The 22,281-nt window shown below is 71.5% G+C and carries 20 protein-coding genes; 13 read left to right on the top strand and 7 right to left on the bottom strand.

Annotated features, from left to right (window positions below; translation table 11 throughout):
• Positions 1–5 precede the first annotated feature (5 nt).
• The 7 genes from ACIQNG_RS06320 to ACIQNG_RS06290 all read left to right on the top strand — a co-directional run bounded on the left by ACIQNG_RS06320 (position 6) and on the right by ACIQNG_RS06290 (position 7,481).
• Complete coding sequence (locus ACIQNG_RS06320; RefSeq protein WP_401482843.1) at positions 6–647, top strand: class I SAM-dependent methyltransferase; 642 nt, start codon at positions 6–8, stop codon at positions 645–647.
• Between the two features lie 277 nt (positions 648–924).
• Positions 925–1,389, top strand: a complete 465-nt coding sequence (locus tag ACIQNG_RS06315) for an NUDIX hydrolase (protein ID WP_401482842.1) — start codon at positions 925–927, stop codon at positions 1,387–1,389.
• 96 nt (positions 1,390–1,485) lie between these two features.
• Entirely contained in the window at positions 1,486–1,875 is a 390-nt protein-coding gene (locus tag ACIQNG_RS06310) for a hypothetical protein (RefSeq protein ID WP_401483066.1), read from the top strand.
• Positions 1,876–2,013: 138 nt separating this feature from the next.
• Positions 2,014–3,441, top strand: coding sequence for a S28 family serine protease (locus tag ACIQNG_RS06305; protein WP_401482841.1), 1,428 nt, complete (start codon positions 2,014–2,016; stop codon positions 3,439–3,441).
• Between the two features lie 275 nt (positions 3,442–3,716).
• Entirely contained in the window at positions 3,717–4,049 is a 333-nt protein-coding gene (locus ACIQNG_RS06300) for a hypothetical protein (RefSeq protein ID WP_401433177.1), read from the top strand.
• 99 nt (positions 4,050–4,148) lie between these two features.
• The gene (locus ACIQNG_RS06295) at positions 4,149–6,431 is read left to right on the top strand and encodes a hypothetical protein (RefSeq protein ID WP_401482840.1); all 2,283 of its coding nucleotides are present in this window, start codon (positions 4,149–4,151) and stop codon (positions 6,429–6,431) included.
• 201 nt (positions 6,432–6,632) lie between these two features.
• Complete coding sequence (locus tag ACIQNG_RS06290) at positions 6,633–7,481, top strand: hypothetical protein (RefSeq protein ID WP_401482839.1); 849 nt, start codon at positions 6,633–6,635, stop codon at positions 7,479–7,481.
• Here ACIQNG_RS06290 and ACIQNG_RS06285 read toward each other — a convergent pair.
• The 3 genes from ACIQNG_RS06285 to ACIQNG_RS06275 all read right to left on the bottom strand — a co-directional run bounded on the left by ACIQNG_RS06285 (position 7,465) and on the right by ACIQNG_RS06275 (position 11,559).
• Positions 7,465–8,523, bottom strand: a complete 1,059-nt coding sequence (locus tag ACIQNG_RS06285; RefSeq protein WP_401482838.1) for a hypothetical protein — start codon at positions 8,521–8,523, stop codon at positions 7,465–7,467. The genes ACIQNG_RS06290 and ACIQNG_RS06285 overlap by 17 nt on opposite strands.
• A 93-nt stretch (positions 8,524–8,616) precedes the next feature.
• Positions 8,617–10,458 carry a glycoside hydrolase family 3 protein gene (locus ACIQNG_RS06280; RefSeq protein WP_401482837.1) on the bottom strand — a complete coding sequence of 614 codons (1,842 nt, stop codon included), beginning with the start codon at positions 10,456–10,458 and terminating at the stop codon, positions 8,617–8,619.
• Between the two features lie 183 nt (positions 10,459–10,641).
• Positions 10,642–11,559, bottom strand: a complete 918-nt coding sequence (locus ACIQNG_RS06275) for a LysR family transcriptional regulator (RefSeq protein ID WP_401482836.1) — start codon at positions 11,557–11,559, stop codon at positions 10,642–10,644.
• Positions 11,560–11,712: 153 nt separating this feature from the next.
• On the opposite strand from ACIQNG_RS06275, the gene ACIQNG_RS06270 reads away from it, so the two are divergent.
• Positions 11,713–12,726: an EamA family transporter gene (locus tag ACIQNG_RS06270; RefSeq protein WP_401483064.1), complete on the top strand. Its 1,014-nt coding sequence runs from the start codon at positions 11,713–11,715 to the stop codon at positions 12,724–12,726.
• A gap of 53 nt (positions 12,727–12,779) precedes the next feature.
• Positions 12,780–13,700: a DUF4037 domain-containing protein gene (locus ACIQNG_RS06265; RefSeq protein ID WP_401482835.1), complete on the top strand. Its 921-nt coding sequence runs from the start codon at positions 12,780–12,782 to the stop codon at positions 13,698–13,700.
• On the opposite strand, the gene ACIQNG_RS06260 is transcribed toward ACIQNG_RS06265, so the two are convergent.
• The 3 genes from ACIQNG_RS06260 to ACIQNG_RS06250 all read right to left on the bottom strand — a co-directional run bounded on the left by ACIQNG_RS06260 (position 13,684) and on the right by ACIQNG_RS06250 (position 16,414).
• Complete coding sequence (locus tag ACIQNG_RS06260; RefSeq protein ID WP_401482834.1) at positions 13,684–14,484, bottom strand: sugar phosphate isomerase/epimerase family protein; 801 nt, start codon at positions 14,482–14,484, stop codon at positions 13,684–13,686. The genes ACIQNG_RS06265 and ACIQNG_RS06260 overlap by 17 nt on opposite strands.
• Before the next feature lie 64 nt (positions 14,485–14,548).
• Entirely contained in the window at positions 14,549–15,469 is a 921-nt protein-coding gene (locus ACIQNG_RS06255; RefSeq protein WP_401482833.1) for a GNAT family N-acetyltransferase, read from the bottom strand.
• 177 nt (positions 15,470–15,646) lie between these two features.
• On the bottom strand, positions 15,647–16,414 hold the full coding sequence (locus ACIQNG_RS06250) for a DUF2637 domain-containing protein (protein WP_401482832.1): 768 nt from the start codon (positions 16,412–16,414) through the stop codon (positions 15,647–15,649).
• Between the two features lie 519 nt (positions 16,415–16,933).
• On the opposite strand from ACIQNG_RS06250, the gene ACIQNG_RS06245 reads away from it, so the two are divergent.
• Positions 16,934–17,416 (top strand): hypothetical protein, encoded by a 483-nt coding sequence (locus ACIQNG_RS06245; RefSeq protein WP_401433150.1) that lies wholly within the window; start codon positions 16,934–16,936, stop codon positions 17,414–17,416.
• Between the two features lie 57 nt (positions 17,417–17,473).
• On the opposite strand, the gene ACIQNG_RS06240 is transcribed toward ACIQNG_RS06245, so the two are convergent.
• Entirely contained in the window at positions 17,474–18,523 is a 1,050-nt protein-coding gene (locus ACIQNG_RS06240) for a LacI family DNA-binding transcriptional regulator (RefSeq protein ID WP_401482831.1), read from the bottom strand.
• Between the two features lie 267 nt (positions 18,524–18,790).
• Here ACIQNG_RS06240 and ACIQNG_RS06235 point away from each other — a divergent pair, with 267 nt between their 5' ends.
• The 3 genes from ACIQNG_RS06235 to ACIQNG_RS06225 are packed head-to-tail and all read left to right on the top strand — an operon-like array spanning position 18,791 to position 22,271.
• Positions 18,791–19,942: a Gfo/Idh/MocA family protein gene (locus tag ACIQNG_RS06235; RefSeq protein ID WP_401482830.1), complete on the top strand. Its 1,152-nt coding sequence runs from the start codon at positions 18,791–18,793 to the stop codon at positions 19,940–19,942.
• Positions 19,939–21,309, top strand: coding sequence for a DUF993 family protein (locus ACIQNG_RS06230; protein WP_401482829.1), 1,371 nt, complete (start codon positions 19,939–19,941; stop codon positions 21,307–21,309). The genes ACIQNG_RS06235 and ACIQNG_RS06230 overlap by 4 nt, the downstream gene beginning before the upstream one ends.
• Before the next feature lie 5 nt (positions 21,310–21,314).
• Positions 21,315–22,271: a sugar phosphate isomerase/epimerase family protein gene (locus tag ACIQNG_RS06225; RefSeq protein ID WP_401482828.1), complete on the top strand. Its 957-nt coding sequence runs from the start codon at positions 21,315–21,317 to the stop codon at positions 22,269–22,271.
• Positions 22,272–22,281: the final 10 nt, after the last annotated feature.

The following is a 22,281-nucleotide window of genomic DNA, read 5'->3' as shown; positions in this document are numbered from 1 at the left end:
CGCGGGTGCCCTTCGACCACAACGACCACTATCATCCCCTTCTGCTCCGCGAGGTTCCGGCCGGCGGCGGACGGGCACTGGACGTGGGCTGCGGCACCGGCCGGTTCGCCGCGGCCCTCGCCCGCCGCGGCCTGGACGTGGACGCCGTCGACCGCGACGCGGAGACGGTCGCCGCGGCACGGCGCCTCCACGGGGGCGGCCCCGGTCCAGGCCGCCTGAGCTTCCGCCACGCGGACATCACCCGCGTCCCGCCGCCGCCCGCCACCTACGACGTCATCTCCTGTGTCGCGAGCCTGCACCACATACCGTTCGCCACCCTCGCCGCACTGCGGGACGCGCTGCGCCCCGGCGGGGTCCTCCTGGTCCTCGGCTGCTACCGCGAACAGAGCCTCACCGACCACCTGACCAGCGTGGCCGCGGTCGCGGTGAACACCGGGTACAGAACGGCGACGGCCGTCCGGGAGGCCCTCACCCGCCCCTCGCCTCCCCGACGCCCCGCCGCACCGACGACGGCACCCGCCATGTCCCTCGAAGAGATCACCGAGGGCGCCCGGGACCTGCTGCCCGGCAGCGAGATCCGCCGTCTCCTGCTGTGGCGCTACCTCCTCATCCACCGCACACCCCCCGGCCCACCGTCCCGAAGGTGACGGGACACCGGGGCGAGACACCGGGACGGGACACCCGGACGAGGCACCGGGGCGAGACACCCGGGCGAAACACCCGGGCAAGGCGCCCGGACGAGACACCCACCGGAACCGCCACCCGGAACCGCCACCCGGAACACCCACCCGGAACACCCACCCGGAACACCCACCCGGAACCGCCACCCGGAACACCCATCCGGAACACCCACCCGGAACGCCCACCCCGAACACCCACCCCGAACACCCGGTGGGCACGGAGCGAAGACCGACAAGGACCGCCATGCCAGACCACGCTGCCTACCGACTGGGAGCGACCTGCGTCACCTTCGACCCCGCCGGGCAGGTCCTCATCACCCGGCGCCGCAGCCCCGAGCGCTGGGAACTCCCCGGCGGTCTCGTCGACCCCGGTGAGAGCCTGCACGCCGCCGCGGCCCGCGAGACTCTTGAGGAGACCGGCGTGACGGTCGCGGTGCGCGGCCTGGTCGGTGTCTACCAGCACCCCCAACGGGGCATCCTCGCCGCGCTGTTCCTCGCCGCCCCGGTCGCCGGCACCCCCCGCCCCACGGAGGAGTCCAGCGAGGCCCGCTGGGCCGACGTGCCCGACGCTCTGGAACTCCTCCACCCCTTGTACCGGCCCCGTCTCGAAGACACGCTCAGCACCCGGCACACGGTGCCCCTGCGGGTCCACGAGGGAGCCATCACCCTGGACGTGCTCGCGGTGCGGGAAGTGGCGGCACGGACCTGACCGGTTGCCGGACTCCGCGCAACCATCCGGCGCCCTCGCGGCGTCCGTACACCCGTACGGCCGGTTGTCTTGGATGCCGCGGAAGGGGCGACAGCAGTGGACTGGGGCGCGCTGAACCGCTGGCTCTCGCTCACCATGGCCCTGTTCACCGCCTGCGGACTGCTCACCCTGACGGCACCTCAGGCCGAGGCCGCGTCGACGGGGTTCTGCGCGGGCCGCAAAATGCGGACCCTGCCCTTCTCCACCGGCTCCGTGCAGATGTTCAAGCGCGGCGGCTACGTCTGCGCCGTCGCCCTCCCGAGGACCGTCGGCAGCCGGAAGTGGATGTCGGTCTCCGTGCAGGCGCGCGGCAACCGCCCGGTCACGGACAAGGGCCGCTTCGTCCGGCGGGCCGGACCGGTCACCGTCCACGCGGGCCAGCGGTGCGTACGGGTGAGGGGGACCGTGGGCGGAGGCTCCGTCAGCTCCGGCTGGATCCTGTGCTGACTCCTGTGGTTGGCCCAGGTGGGCGGAATCGGTCAGTCCGCTGAGGGAATCCCCTAGGGTTCGTCAGCACCCCCTGGTGCGGAACGTGTTGCTCCGATAGCTTCCGGCGACGCACATCGGTTTCACAGGGGAGGGTGCATGCGCAAGGCGCTCAGATGGCTGCTCGCGCTCACGGTGCTCATAGGCACACTGAGCACGGCAGGGGCGGCCACCGCCGCTCAGCAGTCGGAGGCCACGGACATCAAGGACCGGCTGCTCGCCGTACCCGGCATGAGCCTGGTCCAGGAGAAGCCGTACCCGGGCTACCGCTTCTTCGTGTTCCACTACACCCAGCCGGTCGACCACCGCAGGCCGTCCAAGGGCACGTTCGAGCAGCGCATCACCGTGCTGCACAAGGACGTCTCGCGCCCGACGGTCTTCTACACCGGCGGCTACAACGTCTCCACGACCCCGAGTCGCCGCGAGCCGACCCAGATCGTGGACGGCAACCAGGTCTCCATGGAGTACCGCTACTTCACACCGTCGCGCCCCAGCCCCGCCGACTGGAGCAAGCTGGACATCTGGCAGGCCGCCAGCGACCAGCACCGCATCTTCGAGGCGCTGAAGCCGATCTACTCGGAGAACTGGATCTCCACCGGCGGCTCCAAGGGCGGCATGACCGCCACCTACTACGAGCGTTTCTACCCGCGTGACATGGACGGCGTCGTCGCGTACGTCGCCCCCAACGACGTGGTGAACAAGGAGGACTCGGCCTACGACCGCTTCTTCGCCACCGTCGGCACCAAGGAGTGCCGCGACCGGCTGAACGGGGTGCAGCGCGAGGCGCTGGTGCGCCGCGAGGTGCTGAAGGAGCGCTACGCGGCCTACGCCGCGGAGAACGGGTACACCTTCACCACCGTCGGCAGCCTGGACAAGGCGTACGAGTCCACCGTCCTCGACTACGTCTGGGGCTTCTGGCAGTACAGCGTGGTCGCCGACTGCGCCACCGTCCCGGCCGACGCCAAGAACGCCACGGACGACGAGATCTGGAACTCCGTCGACACCATCGCGGGCTTCTCGTTCTACACCGACCAGGGCCTGTCCCCGTACACGCCGTACTACTACCAGGCGGGCACCCAGCTCGGCGCCCCCACCATCCACTTCCCGCACATCGAGAAGAAGTACATCCGCTACGGCTACCTCCCGCCGCGCTCCTACGTCCCGCGGGACATCGAGATGCGGTTCCAGCCGCACGCCATGCGGGACATCGACAGCTGGGTCAAGCGCAACGCCCGCCAGATGCTGTTCGTCTACGGCGAGAACGACCCCTGGGGTGCCGAGCCCTTCCGCCTCGGCAAGGGCGCCCGTGACTCGTACGTCATGACCGCGCCCGGCGCCAACCACGGGGCGAACGTGGCCGGTCTGGTCGCCGACGAGAAGGCCCTCGCGACCGCGAAGATCCTCAAGTGGGCGGACGTGGCTCCGGCGGCGGTCCGGCAGGACGCGTCCGAAGCGAAGCCGCTGGCCCGCTTCGACCGCAAGCTCGACGTCCGTGACGTGGAGCGGGAGCCGGCACTGCGCCCGTGAGGCAGTGGCTGTAGGGCTCGACAGGCTCGACGCAGGACCGAGGGGCCGGCTCGTCAGGGGGCCGGCCCCTTTCCCGTGCCCGCGGCGGACCCGCCGTACCGAGCCGCTTGCAGCCGCCGTCGATGGCTGTACGAACCTCATACGGACGCCATACGCAACTGTGAAGGGGCTGTGACACAGGAGGCGCGGTCCGGTTGTTAGCCTGACGGGCGTACGCGATCAAGCGGATGAGCAGATGAGATGAACGGACGCCGAACGAGCGGACGGGGGACGACGTGACGGACTTTGGATCCAGCCCGGAGCAGAAGAAGGCCGCGGCGAACGCTCTGGAACAGCACATCGAGCCCGACACCAAGAAGGCGGGCGAGCACGCGGACGACCGGACCGGGGCGGCGGTGACGGCGTTCGGCGCGAAGGACGGCGACGGCTGGGTCACCTCGGCGGCGCTGAAGAAGGCCCACACGACGTGGGGCGAGAAGGTGGGGCGCCTCGGCAACCGCCTCGGTTCCGACAAGCAGGCGCTGCGGGCCACCAACACCCTGTTCCGGGGGACGGACTTCGGGGTCGGGCTGACCGCCCGCCAGTCGTCGAACCTGGACGGCTACTGAGCCGCACCGGGCTCACGCCCCACCCGCTCCGCGGCTCTGCGCCTCCCTGTTCACTCCGTTCACTCGTTCCCTTCCGCGCACGACGAGGACCGACACCACATGCCGACGTACCACGAAGCCATGACCACCGACCTCACCGCGCTCACCACCGCGGCCGAGGGCTGGGACGCCATGGCCAAGGAGTTCAACAAGCAGGAACGGGCCTACAAGCGGGATGTGCACGGCATCACCCTGGGTGGCCCTTGGCTGGGCCTGGGTCAGCAGGCCGCCGGTGGCCGCTTCGACGTCACGCTCAAGGAGTTCCAGAACGCCCAGCAGGAGGCGAAGTCGATCGCCTCGCTGCTGCGGGACGCGCACACCCAGTTCACCCGGCTGCGCGGCGAACTCAAGGACGCCCGCGACGGGGCGGTGGAAGCCGGGATGAAGGTGACCGACAAGGGCGAGGTCTCCTTCGACATGGCCCGTCTGGACGAGGGCGCGCGCAACGCCTACCGCCACGACCCTGACTACCAGGAGAGCGTCCGCAAGGCCGTCACCTCCTGGCAGAACCGGATCGACGCCCTCGTCAAGGCCGTCACCGACGCGGACAAGGGCGTGGAGGTCGCCTTCAAGGCCGTGGTCATCGACAGCGACCCCTCCGACGGCACGCTCAACGGCTTCAACGGGCAGGCGCAGGGCGACATCGAGGTGTACGAGGCGCGGGAGGCGGAGGAGATAGCGAACCGTCTCAAGGACGGCGACAAGATCTCCGACGCCGAGATGGCGGCGCTCCAGCGTGCCTTCCGGGACAACTCCGACGACCGGGCCTTCAGCCAGACCCTGCTCACCGCGCTCGGCACCGACGGCACCATCAAGCTGACGGACCGGCTCAACGAGTTCGCCCACGACGACGACAAGGGCCGCAAGGACCAGTACCTGCAACTCCAGGGCGGCCTGGCGGACACCGTCGCCAAGGCCACCCAGGTCCCCGGCTCGGTGACGGACGCGCCGCCCGGATCCCCGAGGTTCAACCAGTGGCTGGCCAGCGACGACGGCCGTTTCTACCGCCAGTGGACGGAGAGCCTGGAGAAGAACGGCACCAAGAACTACGGCTCGAACACCAGCCCCCGCTACGGCTACCAGTCCTTCGCGGGCCTCATGTCCCACGCCGACGCCACGTACGACGACCAGTTCCTCCACGAGGTGGCCGGCGACATGATCGCGGCGGAGAAGAAGCAGGAGGGTCTGTTCACCGAGTGGGGCGCCGGCAACAAGGGCATCCGCGGGGACGGCCTCGACGTGGTCCTCGGCGTCATGAGCAAGAACCCCGACGCGGCCACCGCCTTCTTCGACCCGGCGGGCAACGGCACGGGGGCCGACCATGTGAAGAACGATCACCTCACGTACCTCTTGAACGAGCGTGATTGGCCGCAGAGGGTGGTCACGGGCTACGGGGTGACGGAGTTCGACGATCCCCTGAGTCGAGTCGGCCTGGGCGCTGCCCTGGAGGCCGCTGCCACCGGGCAGCCTCCGCTCGAGGACGGGCAAGACCCGTGGCCGGAGGTGCCGCACACGGACAGCCAGGCCCGTGTCATGCACGGCATCATCGAGCAGCTCAAGCCGAGCGAGGGCACGGACGCGCCCGTACCGGACAACCTGCGGCAGCCTTTGGCGAACGCGCTGGCTCAGTACACGAATGACACGCACGAGATCCTCGGTGGCGAGGACGCGGACTATGTGAGAGCCCTTGATGAGGGTTACTTCCGCGAGGGCGACTCCGCGCACCTCGCCGTGTCGCAGAAGGACCTGATCCAAGTGATGCGGGGGCTGTCCGAGGACCCGGAGGCTTACGCCACTCTCCACAAGGCGGAGTCCCGCTACATCGACACCCAGTTGTACGGGCTGCCCGAAGGCGCGAGTGCATCCGAGCAGGAAGCCACGGTGCGCAGGTCCGGCTCCGCATTGGGAACGTACACCGCGATCAGGGAAGATGTGATCAATGACGGCCGGATGGCCGAGTACAGCGAGGCCGACTGGAAGGCCAAGGTCGCGTACCACGTCATCGGAGGGGTGGTCACTCCGATGGCCATTCCCACCGCAGGAGGCTCGATCGTGGTCGGTGACGCCCTTCAGCGTGGAGTGGACACCTGGGCCTGGCAGTGGGGCAACGCCATGAAGGCCGACGCGGATGCATCGGCCAATGCCGACGTCGCCGACAGGTACCTTGAGGCCAACAACCAGATGACGACCATGGTCGACACCTGGGCAGGTCAACGGGGTGATATCGACATCACCACGCGTGAGGGCGAGCTTCGTACGGGTGAACTCATCAAGGCCATGAAGGACGACCACCACTTGGGCTCCGACATGGCACAGAAGTACCTGACGGACACGACGAACTGATCCCGACCGTCCGCCTCGCATCCCGCAGCAAGGAAGATCATGTCTGAAGCATTGCCTCCCTCCACCTCTCGACGGCCCCCGCGCCTCGCGTTGATCTCCGCTGCGTGTGGTGTGGCGGTGGCCGGGGGAGTGGCCGCGTGGCTGCTTCTCGGTTCCGACGGGCGGTCTGGGGGGTGTGAGGCGTTGCTGAAGGACCAGCGTGTGCGGGAGGCGTTGGGCGACGGCTACGCGGAGGGTATGGACTGTGGGGAGTTGGGGTCGGCGATCCAGAAGGTGACCGTGGGCAGCGCTCCGGGTGAGCATTCACTCCGGCAGGCGCAGGCCATGAAGGATGTGCTGCTGGCCGTCGAGGACAGCCTGGGGGACACGGAGGGCCGGCTCGACCCGGGGCTTCGGGAGCCGCTCGCGGTGGCGCTGGCCGACTACGCCGCCGATACTCACATGGTCCTGGGCATCGAGAACACGGAGTACACCCGTAAGGGCTCCCCGTCCGAGCCTGCCTGGAAGGATGCCGACGGGGTCCATCTGGCGGTGTCCCGCGACTCCTTGCTGCGCACCGTCCGTGCCGTCTCGGCTGACCCCAGCGCATACGTCACCGTGCGCACGGCCGCGACCCGCACCGCGGCCGAGGAGCTGGCAGAAATACGGCAGGGGACCACGGGAGACGAACTCACCGCACCGCCGGTGTGGAACGCCCATGTGCTCGGCAGCCTGGACGCCATCGCAGCCGATGTCCGCCGGGACCTCGGCGGCGGGGAAGCGACCGCGTGGTCGCGCGCCGTGTTCACCGGCCTGACCGACGGGACGCCCGAGAGCCCGCCCACCTACTCCGAGGACCCGGTCGCACACCTGGTCGACTCATGGCGCGAGCTGCTGCGCACGGCCGACCCCGCAGACGACCCCGATTTCATCGAGAAGGAGAACGTCGTCGTCATCGATGTCTGGGGCACAGCACTGGAACTCGGGGAGACCACGACCAAGGCGATCGCCCGGGACGGCCTCGGCAGCGCGCACGACGCCGGCACCTATGTGCTCAAGACGCTGGACTGAGGTTCGGCGCTGCGCCCTGGCCCCCGCCGCAGCCCACCCAGCGGCCCGCGTTTCGTAGGAAGCTGTCGAAGAGGTCGTGCAGGGGCGGGGTCAGGGGCTGGCCTATGGCCTCCGTGTAGCCCTGTTCGACGCGGAGGGAGAAGTACGTGGGGGTGCCGTCGCAGTCGGCGGTCACTTGGGTGGGGGCGAATCCCGAGAGCTTGAGGCCGGCCACGTCCGGTTGTTTCGTGTAGCCGGGGGAGGATTCGATGGCGGTCACGAGGGCTGGGTTCTGGGTGATGGCGTAGATGGCGTGGCCGGTCACTTCGCAGGACCAGGTGGGGCCTGTTTCGCCCTGGACGCGTTCGGTCACGTCGGCTTGTCCGGGTGGGCCGGGGAAGGCCAGGCCGGGTAGCCCGCACACGGAGACCGGTTCGGTGGGACGGGGGTCGGGGGGTACCGGGAGGGTCTCAGGGGGTGTGAGGGGACGGTCGGCCGCGCAGTCGGCGCGTTCGGCCGCCCTGTTCGCCACCTCGGTCAGCAGCCGGGTGAACCGCAGCGGGTCCGTGCCTTCCGGGGCGTAGCCCTCGACCGCCACCGGGCCGTCCTGCGTCGTGCACCCGGCGGGGAGCAGGACCCAGCCGTGATCGTCGCTGCCCAGCGCGCCTGTCGCACCACCCTCCACGGGCGGGAAGAAGGACACGGCCGCGGGACTGGGCCAGCGGCCCTCCTCCACGAACGCGAAATCGCCCCGCTCACGAGCAGCGGAGATCCGTAGCTCCCCGCCGCCCGCCCCGGGCAGGAACGAGGTGGATTCCAGGGTGCAGGAGAAGACCAAGGGGTCCTCCGGTTCGGTGTCCAGGCCCTCCCCGTCACTCACCCGGCCGGGACCGTCCAGGACCGAACCCGCCATACCCGTGGACACCAGACCACCGCACATCTCCTCACCGGTGAACACATCCGTGTTCAGCCACAGATGCGCGCCCGCCGCCACGACCACCACCGCCAGCAGCGGAGTCGCGATCCTCGCTCCGAGCCACGCCCGGCCACCCACACTCGTCATGGCACCCCTGGCACGAGAGCCTACTGACCGCCCGCCGGGCTTCCGGAAGCCCGCTTGAACTTCCGGAAGTCCGGGGAGTGCGGGGAGGGCACCTCAGTAGGACAGGCCGTGGCCCATGGGGTAGAGCACCTGTCCCGGGGTGTCCGCCCGCTGCACCGGTACCGGCAGTCTGCCCCGGGGGCGTACCCGCCCCGCGATGACGCGGGCCGCGGCGCGTAGTTCCACGTCGGTCCAGGAGTAGGTGGCCACGTAGGCGGGGACGGAGGGGAGTTGGGCCACGTCGTAGGGGTTGCGGATGGCCAGGGCCACCACGGGGGTGCCGGTGGCCAGGAGGCGGTTCACGAGGGTGCGCTGGGAACTGGTCGCCGAGACGTTGTACGTGCCGATGACCACCGCGTCCGCGTCCTCCGCCGCAGCCACCGCGCGGTCGATCGTGGCGGCGTTCGGAGCCGTCCCGGTGGACAGGGCGGTGGCGGTGAAGCCCAGTTCGGTGAGGGCCTGCGCGAGGACGGTGGTGGGTGGGCCGGTGGTGCCGGAGGGCGAGGCCGGGTCGGCGCCCAGCACCAGCACGTTCCGGTGGGTGCCACGGTCCAGCGGGAGGAGCCCGTCCTCGTTGACCAGCAGGGTGGTCGTGCGCTCGGCGATCCGGTCGGCCGCGGCGAGGTGCGCCCCGGTGCCGACCGACCGGTCCACCCCGGACCGGCTGACGTACGGCTCGTCGAACAGATCCAGCTTGGCCTTCAGCCGCAACACCCGCAGGATCGACTCCTCCAGCCGCGCCTCGGTCAGCTCACCGTCCTGTACGGCCTTGAGCACGGCGTTCCAGGCCACCTCCAGCTTCGGCGCGTTCAGCAGTACGTCCACCCCGGCCTTCAGCGCCAGCACCGGCACCCGGTCGTCGCCGTACTTCTGCCGTACGCCCGCCATGTCGAGCGCGTCCGTCACCACCAGCCCGTCGTAGCCCAGTTCCTCGCGGAGCAGTCCGGTGAGGATCCTGGGGGAGAGGGTGGCGGGGTCGCCGGAGTCGTCCAGCGCCGGGACCAGGAGGTGGGCGGTCATGATGGAGTCGATGCCGGCCGCGATCGCCGCGCGGAACGGCGGGGCGTCCAGCCGCTCCCACTCCTCCCGGGTGTGGGTGATCACCGGGAAGCCGTAGTGGCTGTCGACCTCGGTGTCCCCATGGCCCGGGAAGTGCTTGGCGGTCGCCGCCACGTCCGACGACTGGTAGCCGCGGACCTCGGCGGTCACCAGCCCGGCCACCGCCTCCGGGTCGGCGCCGAAGGAGCGGACGCCGATGACCGGGTTGGCCGGATTCACATTGACGTCGGCCACCGGGGTGTAGTCCTGGCGGATCCCCATCGCCCGGAGTTCCTTGCCCGCGATCCGCCCGAGCAGCCGGGCGTCCCCCCGCGAGCCGCCCGCGCCGATGGCCATGGCGCCGGGGAAGAGCGTGGCGGGCCGGCCGACCCGGGCCACGATGCCGTGCTCCTGGTCGGTGGAGATCAGCAGCGGCAGTCCGCGCGGCTGGGCGAGGGACGCCTTCTGGAGACCGTTGGAGAGGCTCGCGATCTGGTGCGGGTCGCGGGTGTTGTGAGCCCAGGCGAAGTAGATGACCCCGCCGAGCTTGTACGTGGCGACCAGTTCGGCCGCCGTCCGCACGCCCAGCTCACGCAGGTTGGCGTCGATGTCCGCCTGGTCGGGCGCGGTGGCGGAGTGGCCGTAGACCCGGGAGACGAAGACTTGGCCGACCTTCTCCTCAAGGGTCATCCGGGAGATGAGGGCGCGCAGTTTACGGTCGTCAGGGCGGCCGGCACCGGTGACGGCACCGGCACTGGCGGCACCGGCACCCACACCGGTGGCGCGGGCGTCGGCGCCGATCGCCAGGGACGCGGTGACACCCGCGGTGGCGGCGAGAACGGTACGTCTGGAGGGCACGTGCGCTCCTTCCGGAGGTGATCCACTGAAGGAAACTTCCGAGGAATCACCAATATCCTGGAAGTTTCTTCCGGTCAAGGGAGTGCACGGTAACCGCTGGGACGGGTGAGAACGGGCAGGCAGGGTGACGCGCCGCGGCGCGGCCGGGCCGGGCCTCCGCACCGGCGGCGGACGTGCCGCGCCTCAACGGTCCGCGTCCCCCGCCACCTTGGGCCACAGCTCCCGCAGGGTCCGTACCGTCTCCGTGATCGCCGGACGGCGCGACGCGCCCTCGCGCCACAGCGCGTACAGCCGCCGCACCGGCATCGGCTCCAGCGGCAGCTCCACCACCCCCGGCGGCAGCTGCCCCCGTCCCAGCCGCGGGATGACGGAGATGCCGAGCCCGGCGGCGACCAGCGCGACGAGGGTGGGGTTCTCGTCGGCCTGGTGGACGATCTCCGGCTCGTGCCCGATCGCGCGCAACGTCCGGACCAGCCAGTCGTGGCAGACCCGCCCCGGCGGCTGGCACACCCACCGCTGCCCGCCGAGTTCCTCGCGCCGCACCGACGCCCGGTCCGCGAACGGATGCCCCTCCGGCACCAGCAGAGTGCAGTGGTCGTCGCCGATCACCGCCCGCTCCACCCCGGGCGGCATCCGCAGCGGGGCCACGTCCCAGTCGTGCGCCACGACCAGATCGACCGCGCCCTTCGCGACCATCCCCACCGACAGATGCGGGTCGATCTCGCTGAGCCGCACATCCAGCGCGGGATGCCGGGCGGCGAGGTCGGCCAGCACGGACGGCATCAGACCGCGGGCCGCCGACGCGAACGCCGCCATCGTCAGCCGCCCCGACGGCTCCCCGCGCCGCCGCTCCAGCTCCGTTTCGGTCCGCTCGACGATCGCCAGCAACTCCTGTGCCGCGTCGACCAGTTGCTCGGCGTCCGCGGTGAGTCTGACGCCCCGCCCCTCCCGTTCGAGCAGTACGGTCCGGGTCTCCCGCTCCAGCTTGGCGATCTGCTGGGACACGGCGGAGGGGGTGTACCCGAGGGCGGAGGCGGCGGCGCCGACGGTGCCGTGCACGGAGACGGCGTGCAGGGCCCGCAGCCGCTGGAGGTCGAGCACGGGGACATCACTTCCCTTCTCTTCTTTCTCTTCTTCTCTTCTTCGCTTGCTTCGCTACTCTTCGCTTCTCTGTGCATTCTTCAGCTCTGCTAAATCCAAGCATGCATGAATCGTCGCTGGTGCTTCATGCCCGTCCCGGCCATCCTCGACCTCATGCGCCCCTCCCATCTGCTCCTCGCCGTGCTCGTCGCCGCCGTGTGGGGCGTGAACTTCGTGGTCATCGAGATCGGCCTCGACCACTTCCCGCCCCTGCTCTTCTCCGCCCTGCGCTTCCTCGCGGCGGCGCTCCCGGCCGTCTTCCTCGTGGGCCGCCCGAAGGTCGCCTGGAAGTGGATCCTGGCCGTGGGGCTGTTCCTCGGGGTCGCCAAGTTCGGTCTGCTGTTCGTCGGCATGGACGTGGGCATGCCGGCCGGACTGTCCTCCCTGGTGCTCCAGATCCAGGCGGTGTTCACGGCGCTCATCGCGTACGTGGTCCTGGGCGAGCGTCCCAACCGGATCGGCGCGATCGGCATGACGGTCGCCCTGGGCGGCATCGCGGTGGCGGCGGTGAGCGAGGGACAGTCCGGCCCGCTCACCGGGTTCGCGCTGGTCATCGCGGCGGCGGCGTGCTGGGGTGTGTCCAACGTGGTGACCCGCAAGGCGGCGGCCCCCGACGCGCTCAACTTCATGGTCTGGGTCAGCACCGTCCCCGTCCTCCCCCTCCTCGCGCTCTCCCTCCTCACCGAGGGCTGGGACCGGGACGTGGCGGCCCTGCGTTCCCTGGACTGGCAGGGCGTGGGTGCGGTCGTCTTCGTCGCCTGGATCGCCACGGTCTTCGGCTTCGGCGCCTGGGGCTGGCTGCTGCGCCGCCACCCCGCCTCCACGGTCGCCCCCTTCTCCCTTCTGGTCCCCGTCTTCGGGATGTCCGCGGCGGCCCTGTTCCTCGGCGAGTCGATCACCCCGCTCCAGGGGTGCGCGGCGGTGCTGCTGGTGGGGGGCGTGACCCTGACGTCCCTGAGCGGCCGGCTCGGCAAGCCACCGACGCCGCCGACGCCCACGCCGCCGCCCACGCCGGTCCCCCCGTCGGCCCCCGCGTGGGCGGCGACGGACCCTGACCTTGCCCCTCATCACCCTCACCCTGATCCCCTCGACCAGCCCCCGCCCCGCCCGGAACCCTCCCCGGCGTGAGAACGAAAGCGTCAGAACGACAGCGTGAGGCTGAAAAGCGTGAGAACGACAGCGTGAGGACGAAAGCCGTGGCCCCCGCCCTGGAACTCGCCCGCCGCCACTACGCCGTCTCCGTACGGCCCCTGCTGGAGCGGGCGCTCCCCGGTACGCCCCACTCGGCCGCCCGGCTCGCCCCGGCGGACGGCGGCCCGGGAAGCCCCGAAGAACCCCTGCTCCTGCTTCTGCTCCCCACCCCGGACGCGGTCGCCCGCACCGATCGACTGTTCGCGCACCGGCCGCAGACCGCCGCCCCGGGCCACGCCGGGTGGGACATCACCGACCCCGACACCTGGTTCACCCGGCACCTGGGCTTCGACCCGCACCAGGGAGTGACCCTCGCGCACTGGCTGACCACCCCCACCGCGGCGCTGGCCGAGGTGACCGGGAGCGACGTCCTCCACGACGGCCTGGACCGGCTGACCCTGGCCCGCACCGCCCTCGCCTGGTACCCGCACGACCTCTGGCTCCACATGCTGGCCCGCCAGTGGCAGCGGATCGCACGGGAAGAGGCCCTCGCCGCCCGCTGCGCCGAGGCCGGTGACACCCTGGGGGCCGATGTGGCGGTCGGCCGGACCGTCCGCGAGCTGATGCGGCTCGGTCTGCTGATGGACCGCCGCTACCCGCCCCACGAGCACCGGCTCGGCGCCGCCTTCGCCCGCACCCCGTACGCGCCCGTCCTCCTCCCGCGCCTCGCGGCGACGCTGGCCGCGACCGACCGGCACATTCAGGAGTCCTGGCTGGCCCGCACCTACGAGACGGTGGCGCGGGCACACGACGCGCTGGGCGTCACCGCCCCGCTGAGCGCGGCCCGCGACCGGCGCCCCGAGCGTTTCACCGCCGCCCTGGTCGCCCGGGTGACGGACCCGGAGATCCGCGCCCTGCCGCTGACGGGCACGCCGCAGCCGTACGCCGGTCCGCTCAGGCGGAGTCGTTGAGCAGCCGCCCCAGATGCCTACGGCCGTCCGCGAGCAGTCCGGGCAATGGCGCGGCGGCCTCGTACCACCGCTTCTCGTACTCCCAGCACAGCCAGCCGTCCCAGCCGCGCCGCGAGAGGAGTTCCACGCACTCGGCGAGCGGCAGGATGCCGGTGCCGAGCGGGAGCGGAGTGGTGTCGTCGGCGGAGGCGATGTCCTTCACCTGCACATAGCCGAGGTGCGGGGCGAGCGCGGCGAGGCTCTCCGAGGGCTGTTCGCCGCCGAGCCAGGTGTGCATGACGTCCCACAGCGCGCCGACGTTCGCATGCCCGACGGGGCCGAGGACGCGGATGGCGGCGGCGCCGGTACGGTGCGAGTCATGGGTCTCCAGCAGGATCCGTACGGCGGAGTCGGCGGCGAACTCGGCACCCACCCCCAGCCGCCGTGCCGCGACGGCGTCCGCCTCGGCCGGATCCTGACCGGGCTCGGCCCCGGGGAACACCCGTACGTAGGGGGCGCCCAAGTCCCTTGCGAGCCACACCAGTTCACGCAGCTCGTCGAGGACGGGGCCGTCGTCGCCGGGCGCAGCCACCCGCACATACCCGGCGAGCCCCAGCAGCTTGACCCCGGCCGCCTTGAACCGGGCCGCCACGTCCGCCCGCTCGGTGTCCCCGATCCCCGGATGCACCGGTTCCTCGGGGTGGGCCCGCAGTTCGAGCCCGTGATAGCCGTGCTCGTTCGCGAGCCCCAGGACATCGGACAGCGCAAGGCCGGGAACCCCCAGCGTGGAGAAGGCCAGCTTCATACGACGGGACCCTACTCGCGATCGTCCCGGGACCACATGCCTTGCGCCATGTCGGCCGCCCCGGCTACCGGAGTCGCAGCCGCCAGTCCTGACCCACCAGGTCATGGCCGAAGGAGTGGTGGGGTTCCTCGGCGACCAGGGTGAAACCGTGGCGTCGGTAGAGGTGGCGGGCCGCGGAGAGGATGTCGTTGGTCCAGAGCACCAGCTCCCGGTAGCCGACCGCACGGGCGAAGCCGACCACCTCGCCGACCAGCCGGTTGCCGATGCCGAGGCCACGGGTGTCCGGCTCGACCAGCAGCAGCCGCAGCCGGGCCGTGGCGGGCGCGTCGTCCCGTACGCACATCACGCTCCCCACCGGCCGTCCGTCCAGCTCCGCGATCCACACCCGTTCCAGGCGCGGGTCGTGGTCCTGGGCGAAGTCGGCGACGATCCTCGCGACGAGCCCCTCGTAGTCGGCGTTCCAGCCGTACTCCGCGGTGTACAGCGCCGCGTTGCGCTGCACGATCCAGCCCAGGTCGCCGGGGCCCGGCCCACGCAGGACGACGTCCTCGGGGCCGGGGGCGCGGCCGTCGCCGAGGAGCGTACGGACCGTCCGCATCGCCTCCGCCAGCCGCGGCCGGTCCGCCGAGGCCACGGTCGCGAGCAGGGACCCCACCGTCTCGCGCGCCCGCTCCTCCAGCAGATCGGCGGCGGAACGCCCGGCCGCGGTCAGGGTGACGCGGCGGCGGCGCGGGTCCCGCTCGGAGGGGGCGCGCTCGACCAGCCCGTCGTGCTCGAACTTGTTCAGGATCCGGCTGAGATACCCGGCGTCCAGGTGGAGCTGGGCCCGCAGGTCCGCCGCGTCCGTCCGGGGCGCGTGCGCCAGCTCGTACAGCACCCGCGCCTCGGTGAGCGTGTAGGGCGTGTACACGTGCCGGCCGTAGTCGAGGGCGCCGATGACGTTCGTGTAGAAGCGGTTGAAGGAACGGATGTCCTGGACGGTCATGATCGGCCCCATGGATGGCTCGACGGAATCTCTGACTCAGTCAGAGAAATCCTAGGCCGACCTCACCGCACCCGTCCACACCCGCACCTGTCCGCCCGCCCCTGCCCGCGCCCACCGGTGGTCGTCCCGCCCGCCACCCTGCCTCACCGGAGCCCCCCCTGGGGGCAGGCGCGGGCCTCACTTCTTCGCGGTGGGCAGGGCGTGCGCCCCTTTGCGGCGCAGGTAGTTCCCGGAGAACTGCCCGATGATTTCCCAGAAACAGACCAACGCGGTAATCGGCGGGAATCCGAACATCACGAATGACAGCGGTGAATGGGAAGCATGGCTCACGCTCAACGCCGCCGCGGCGGCCGAGGCGGCGAGCAGAACACCCCAGGAACGGCGGGCCCGTCGGCGCTGAACGGTGGCGTGCAGAATGGACAGCGCCGCCACGAACCAGGGACCGTACACCGTGAGTGGCCACCAGCGCGCGAGTTCCGGCGGCAGAACTCCTTCGGCGGTGTCCAGGAGTTGCCGATAGGTGTAGAGGACGGACCAGGCCAGCATGGACACCGCGACGCATACCGAGATCACGGCGATCAGAACCGTGCTGCAACGCCGGCCGTCGGGCAGGAACGTACGCTTCTTGCGCACATGCCGACCGTCGCCCCGCCGGGGCGGTTGATCCGGGCCCGCGGGCGGTTCGGGGGAGGCGGGAGCCCGTTTCTGGGCCGCCTCCTCGGACAGCAGGGTGATCAGTTCCTGTTCCGGGTCCCAGTCGTTCAGGGTCCCGGTGGCCGTCGAGGGGTCCCTCATCTGCTGGGCCGGGATCGGAATGTGGTCGGCCTGCGGTTCCGGCGCATGCGGAATGGTGTAGGGATATTGCGCCTCTCGGTACCTGCCCACATGGAAATCGTCCAGCAGATCCCTGGACATTCCGAGATGCACACCGCCGTCGGCCGGCATGGCCCCATGGACGCCGGGTGGGGTAATCCACTCCTCATACCGTTCGTTCCGTGTCACGCACACTTAACGACTGCCCGGAGGGTAGGGCGTACTGCGATCGAGTGATGGGATATACCGAACGAGTCGTCGGACATATACAAACTGAGTGTATGGGTGACGGAAGTGAAAAGCGGCTACAGGATCAGTTCATCGGAATTCCGACCCGACCCGACCCGACCCGCATCGCACCGCACCGGCGCACCGGCGCACCGGCGCACCGGACCCGCTCCCGCTCCCACCCGCTCCCGCCCGCTCCCGCCCCTTTCTCCCCTTCCGTCGCCCCGGCCGTCCCTCTTCGCATCCGGGACTCCCGGCCCCTGCGACGGCGCCGGAGCGCACCCGGTCCCGTGCCGTGCCTCGCGCCTCCGGTCCCTTCCTCAGGGCGGTTTCGCGGGGCGTGCCGTTTTCCCCGCCACGCTGAGGTGATTCCCCCTGCTGGGAGCCGTCCGGCCCCGGACCCCATGGGATGGAGAAACCCAGATGCGTCTGCAAGGAGTACGCGGCTCGCTCGCCGTCTGTGCCGTCACCCTCGCGCTGGCGGGCACCGCCGCCGCCGTGTCCGCCGCGCAGCCCAGCGGGCCCAAGGCGGCACGGTACGCCGTCGAGTACGCGGTCGGGTTCGAGAACCCGGGTGAGTCCGGTGACCTCCAGCCCTACGGGCGGGTCTACCTGCGCACCAAGGACGGTGTCGAGTTCACCCTCTGGTACGAGCAGCGCCAGGGCGGCGGCACCCCCGCCGGCGCCCGCTACCCCGTCCAGGGCCACGCCACCAAGAACCTCTTCTTCCCCAAGGACGACATCGACCAGGTCTGCGCCTTCGTGGACGAGTACGACACCGGCGACCCCGACGACAGCCTCGCCGCCGCCTGCCTCACCTACACCGGCCCCTCCGACACCCCGTACACCGTCCGGGGCGCCGACGCGGACAGCGCCGTCCAGGTGACCGTCAAACGGGTCTACTGACCCCGGACCCGGCGTCTACTGACCCCCGCCCGACGTCTGCCGACCCCCGCCCGGCGTCTATCGACCCCGGACCCGGCCGGAAGACCCCCGCACCACCAACTCCCCCCGCACCAGGGCGACTCCGCCTCCCGGCGTCTCCTCCCGGCCCATCGCGATCCGTCCCGCCCGCGCCCCCGCCTCCGTCAGCGGCAGCGCCACCGTCGTCAGCGCCGGTACCGCGTCCCCACTGAACGGCAGATCGTCGAAGCCCACCACCGACACCTCCTCCGGCACCCGCAGCCCCGCGTCCCGCAGCGCCGCGCACGCGCCCAGCGCGATCGAGTCGTTCGCGGCGACGACCGCCGTCAACCCGCCTGCCACGGACAGGAGTTCGCGCGTGGCCTCGTACCCGGACCGGCGGTCGTAGTCGCCGTGGACCGTCCAGCGGGCGTCCTCCGCCACCCCGGCCGCGTCCAGCGCCGCGTGATGGCCCTCCAGACGGTGTCTGGTCGTCGTACGGTCCGGTGGCCCGGCGATGTAGCCGAGGCGGCGGTGGCCCAGCGACAGGAGGTGGTCGGTGAGTTCCCGCGCCCCGCCCCGGTTGTCGAAGGGCAGGGCCACCGCGTCCGTGTCCGGCATCGCCGGGCGCCCGCACAGCACCACCCGGGTTCCCGCCTCCGCCAGCCTGCGGAGCTTGCCGGCCACCGCAGCCCCGTGCTCCGGGTCCTCCACCGCGCCGCCCGTCAGGACCACCGCCGCGGCGCGCTGCCGCTGGAGAAGGGTGAGATAGGTGAGTTCACGCTCCGGGGAGCCGCCGGTGTTGCAGACCACCGCCAGTCGCTCGCCGCCCGCGCGCCCGCCGGGACCCCCGATCTCCGACTGGATCGCGCTCGCCATGATCCCGAAGAACGGGTCGGCGATGTCGTGGACGAGGATGCCCACCAGATCGGAGGTGGCGGCGGCCAGCGCGCTCGCGGGGCCGTTGAGGACGTAGTCCAGGTCGTCCACCGCCTTCAGCACCCGCTCCCGCGTCGCCGCCGCCACCGGATAGTTGCCGTTCAGCACGCGCGACACCGTCGCGGGCGAGACCTGGGCGCGGGCCGCCACGTCCGCCAGGGTCACCGTCATGTCGTCGTCCTCCGGTCGCGCTCACGTCTCATGGCTGTCCAGGACGGTCCTTGGGGCATTCATGGCCCGTTCGTGGCCCGTTCATGGCCGTGCCCGTCGACACCCTTGTCCGGCACTGTGCGGAGAGGTTAGCTTCTCCGCAGTCGCAGAAAGCGCTTACTGTCTTCCTCTCCACCAACCCGTCCACCAACCCGTCCACCAACCCGTCCACCATCCCGTCCACCATCTCGTCCACCATCCCGTCCACCGTTCCAGGAAGGGAACGACGTGACACGCAAGACGGTGCGGATCGCGATGAACGGCGTCACCGGGCGCATGGGCCACCGCCAGCATCTCGTCCGCTCGATCCTCGCACTGCGCGAACAGGGCGGGCTCGACCTCGGCGACGGCACGGTGCTGTGGCCGGAGCCGATCCTGGTCGGCCGCCGCGCACCCGCCCTGGAGGCGCTCGCCGAACGCCATGGCCTGGAGGCGGTCTCCACCGACCTCGACGCCGTGCTCGCCGACGACTCCGTCGACGTCTACTTCGACGCCCAGGTCACCTCCGCGCGCGAAGCGGCCCTCAGGAAGGCCATCGCGGCGGGCAAGCACCTCTACACCGAGAAGCCCACCGCCACCGGCCTCGCGGGCGCCCTCGAACTGGCCCGGCTCGCCCGGGACGCGGGCGTCAGACACGGCGTCGTCCAGGACAAGATCTTCCTGCCGGGGCTGCTCAAGCTGAAACGGCTGGTCGACGGCGGCTTCTTCGGCCGGATCCTGTCCGTGCGCGGCGAGTTCGGCTACTGGGTCTTCGAGGGCGACTGGCAGCCGGCCCAGCGGCCGTCCTGGAACTACCGTGGCGAGGACGGCGGCGGCATCGTCGTCGACATGTTCCCGCACTGGGAGTACGTCCTGCACGAGCTCTTCGGCCGTGTCACCTCCGTACAGGCCCTCGCCACCACCCACATCCCCCGGCGCTGGGACGAACAGGGCAAGCCCTACACCGCCACCGCCGACGACGCCGCCTACGGCATCTTCGAACTGGAGGGCGGCGCCGTCGCGCAGATCAACTCCTCCTGGGCGGTCCGCGTCCACCGCGACGAACTGGTCGAGTTCCAGGTGGACGGCACGGAGGGCTCCGCCGTCGCCGGGCTGCGCCACTGCCGCGCCCAGCACCGGGGCGCCACCCCCAGACCCGCCTGGGACCCGGACGTACCCACCACCCAGGCGTTCCGCGAGCAGTGGCAGGAGATCCCCGACAACGGCGGCTACGACAACGGCTTCAAGGCCCAGTGGGAGCTGTTCCTCCGGCATGTGTACGCCGACGCCCCCTACCGCTGGGACCTGTTCGCCGGTGCCCGGGGCGTCCAGCTCGCCGAACTCGGCCTGAAGTCCTCGGCCGAGGGCCGCCGTGTCGACGTACCGGAGATCACCCCATGACCCTCCGACTCCCGGACGTCCACGGCGTACCGCGCGCCTACGCGCCCCGCGCCGAGCCCCTGACCCCGCCCAAGGGCGCGGCTCCCGCCTCCCGTACGGTCTTCGCCGCCGCCCATGTCGTGGCCGATCCCCGCGCCGACCTGAGCCCCGGCTCCCAGGCCGTGCTCGACTGGGACGCCACGCTCGCCTTCCGGCGCCATCTGTGGGCCCACGGGCTCGGGGTCGCCGAGGCCATGGACACCGCCCAGCGCGGGACGGGCCTGGACTGGACGGGCGCGGCCGAACTGATCCGCCGCAGCGCCGCGGAGGCCCGTGCGGTCGGCGGCCGGATCGCCTGCGGGGCGGGCACGGACCAGCTCACCGGCCCGTCGGCCGGGGGACTCACCGGCGCGTCGGCCGGGGGACTCACCGGCCCGTCGGCCGGGGCACCCACCGGCCCGTCGGCCGGGGGACTCACCGCGTCTCCGGCCAGGGCACTCGCCGCGTCTCCGGCCAGGGCACTCACCACGTCTCCGGCCAGGGCACTCACCACGTCTCCGGCCAGGGCACTCACCGGCGCGTCGGCCGCGAGATCCGACCGCCCGGCCGCCCTCGCCGAGGTGCGGGCCGCCTACGAGGAGCAGATCGCCGTCGTCGAGGAGTCCGGCGCCCAGGTCGTCCTGATGGCCTCACGCGCGCTGGCGGCGGCGGCCCGCGACCCCGAGGACTACCTGGAGGTCTACGGCCATCTGCTGCGCCAATGCGCCCGCCCGGTGATCCTGCACTGGCTGGGCCCCATGTTCGACCCGGCGCTGGAGGGCTACTGGGGCACGACCGACCCGGACGCGGCCACCCGCACCGTCCTGGACGTCATCGCCGCCCACCCCGGCAAGGTGGACGGGGTCAAGATCTCGCTGCTCGACGCCGGGCGCGAGATCGCGCTGCGTCGGCTCCTCCCCGACGGCGTCCGCTGCTACACCGGCGACGACTTCCACTACCCCGAACTGATCGCGGGCGACGGACAGGGCTTCAGCCACGCCCTGCTCGGCGTCTTCGACCCGCTCGGCCCGCTCGCGGCGCACGCCGTACGGCTGCTGGACGCGGGGGACGTGACCGGCTTCCGGTCCGTGCTCGACCCCACGGTGGCGCTGGCCCGGCACCTCTTCGCACCCCCGACCCGCCACTACAAGACCGGCGTCGTCCTGCTGGCCTGGCTCGCGGGCCACCAGTCCCACTTCACGATGCCCGGCGGCCACCAGTCCTCCCGCTCGCTGCCCCATCTGGCCCGCGCCTACGAACTCGCCGACGGGCTCGGCCTGTTCCCCGACCCGGAACTCGCCGAGCGACGGATGAAGAGCCTGCTGACCGTGTACGGAGTGGTCCAGTGAACCCCATGCAGACATCGCCGGGCGGGGCCCTGTCCCGGCTCTCGATCAACCAGATGACCGTGAAACAGCTCCCGCTCCCCGAACTGATCGACGGCTGCGCCGGGCTGGGGGTACCGGGGGTCGGGCTGTGGCGGGCGCCGGTACGGTCGTACGGGCTCGACGCCACCGCCAAGCTCGTCCGGGACGCCGGGCTCACCGTCACCACCCTGTGCCGGGGCGGCTTCCTCACCGCGATCGACGCCGGGGAGCGGGGCGCCGCGCTGGACGACAACCGGCGGGCGGTCGACGAGGCCGCGGCCCTCGGCACCGACACGCTGGTGCTGGTCTCCGGGGGACTGCCCGCCGGCTCCAGGGACCTGCGGGGCGCGCGGGAACGGATCGCCGACGCGCTGGGCGAACTGGGCCCGTACGCCGGGGCGCGGGGCGTACGGCTGGCCGTCGAACCGCTGCACCCCATGTACGCCGCCGACCGCTGTGTCGTCTCCACCCTCGCCCAGGCCCTGGACCTCGCGGAACGCTTCCCCGCCTCCCAGGTCGGCGTCGCGGTCGACACCTACCACGTCTGGTGGGACGACCGGGCGCCCGACGGGATCGCCCGCGCGGGCGCGGCCGGCCGTATCCACGCCTTCCAGCTCGCGGACTGGATCACCCCGCTGCCCGAAGGCGTCCTGGAGGGACGCGGACAGCTCGGGGACGGCTCGATCGACCTGCGGGAGTGGTCGGGGCACGTGGCGGACGCCGGATACACCGGGCCCGTGGAGGTGGAACTGTTCAACGCCGGGCTGTGGGCGCGGGACGGGCGCGAGGTGCTGCGGGAGACGGTGCGGCGGTTCCTGGCACACGCCGGAGATGAGCCGGATGAAAAAACTCTCAGCGGGCGTGCAACCCTTCGCGGGGTCGGCGGGTCGTACTCGGCGTCAGGACCTTTGGAGGGGGATCCGGGGGGATCGCGGAGGCCCTGACACGGAGGGG

Source organism: Streptomyces sp. NPDC091377 (assembly GCF_044757045.1).
Lineage (GTDB): Bacteria > Actinomycetota > Actinomycetes > Streptomycetales > Streptomycetaceae > Streptomyces.
This window is presented reverse-complemented; position numbering and strand designations above follow the sequence as displayed.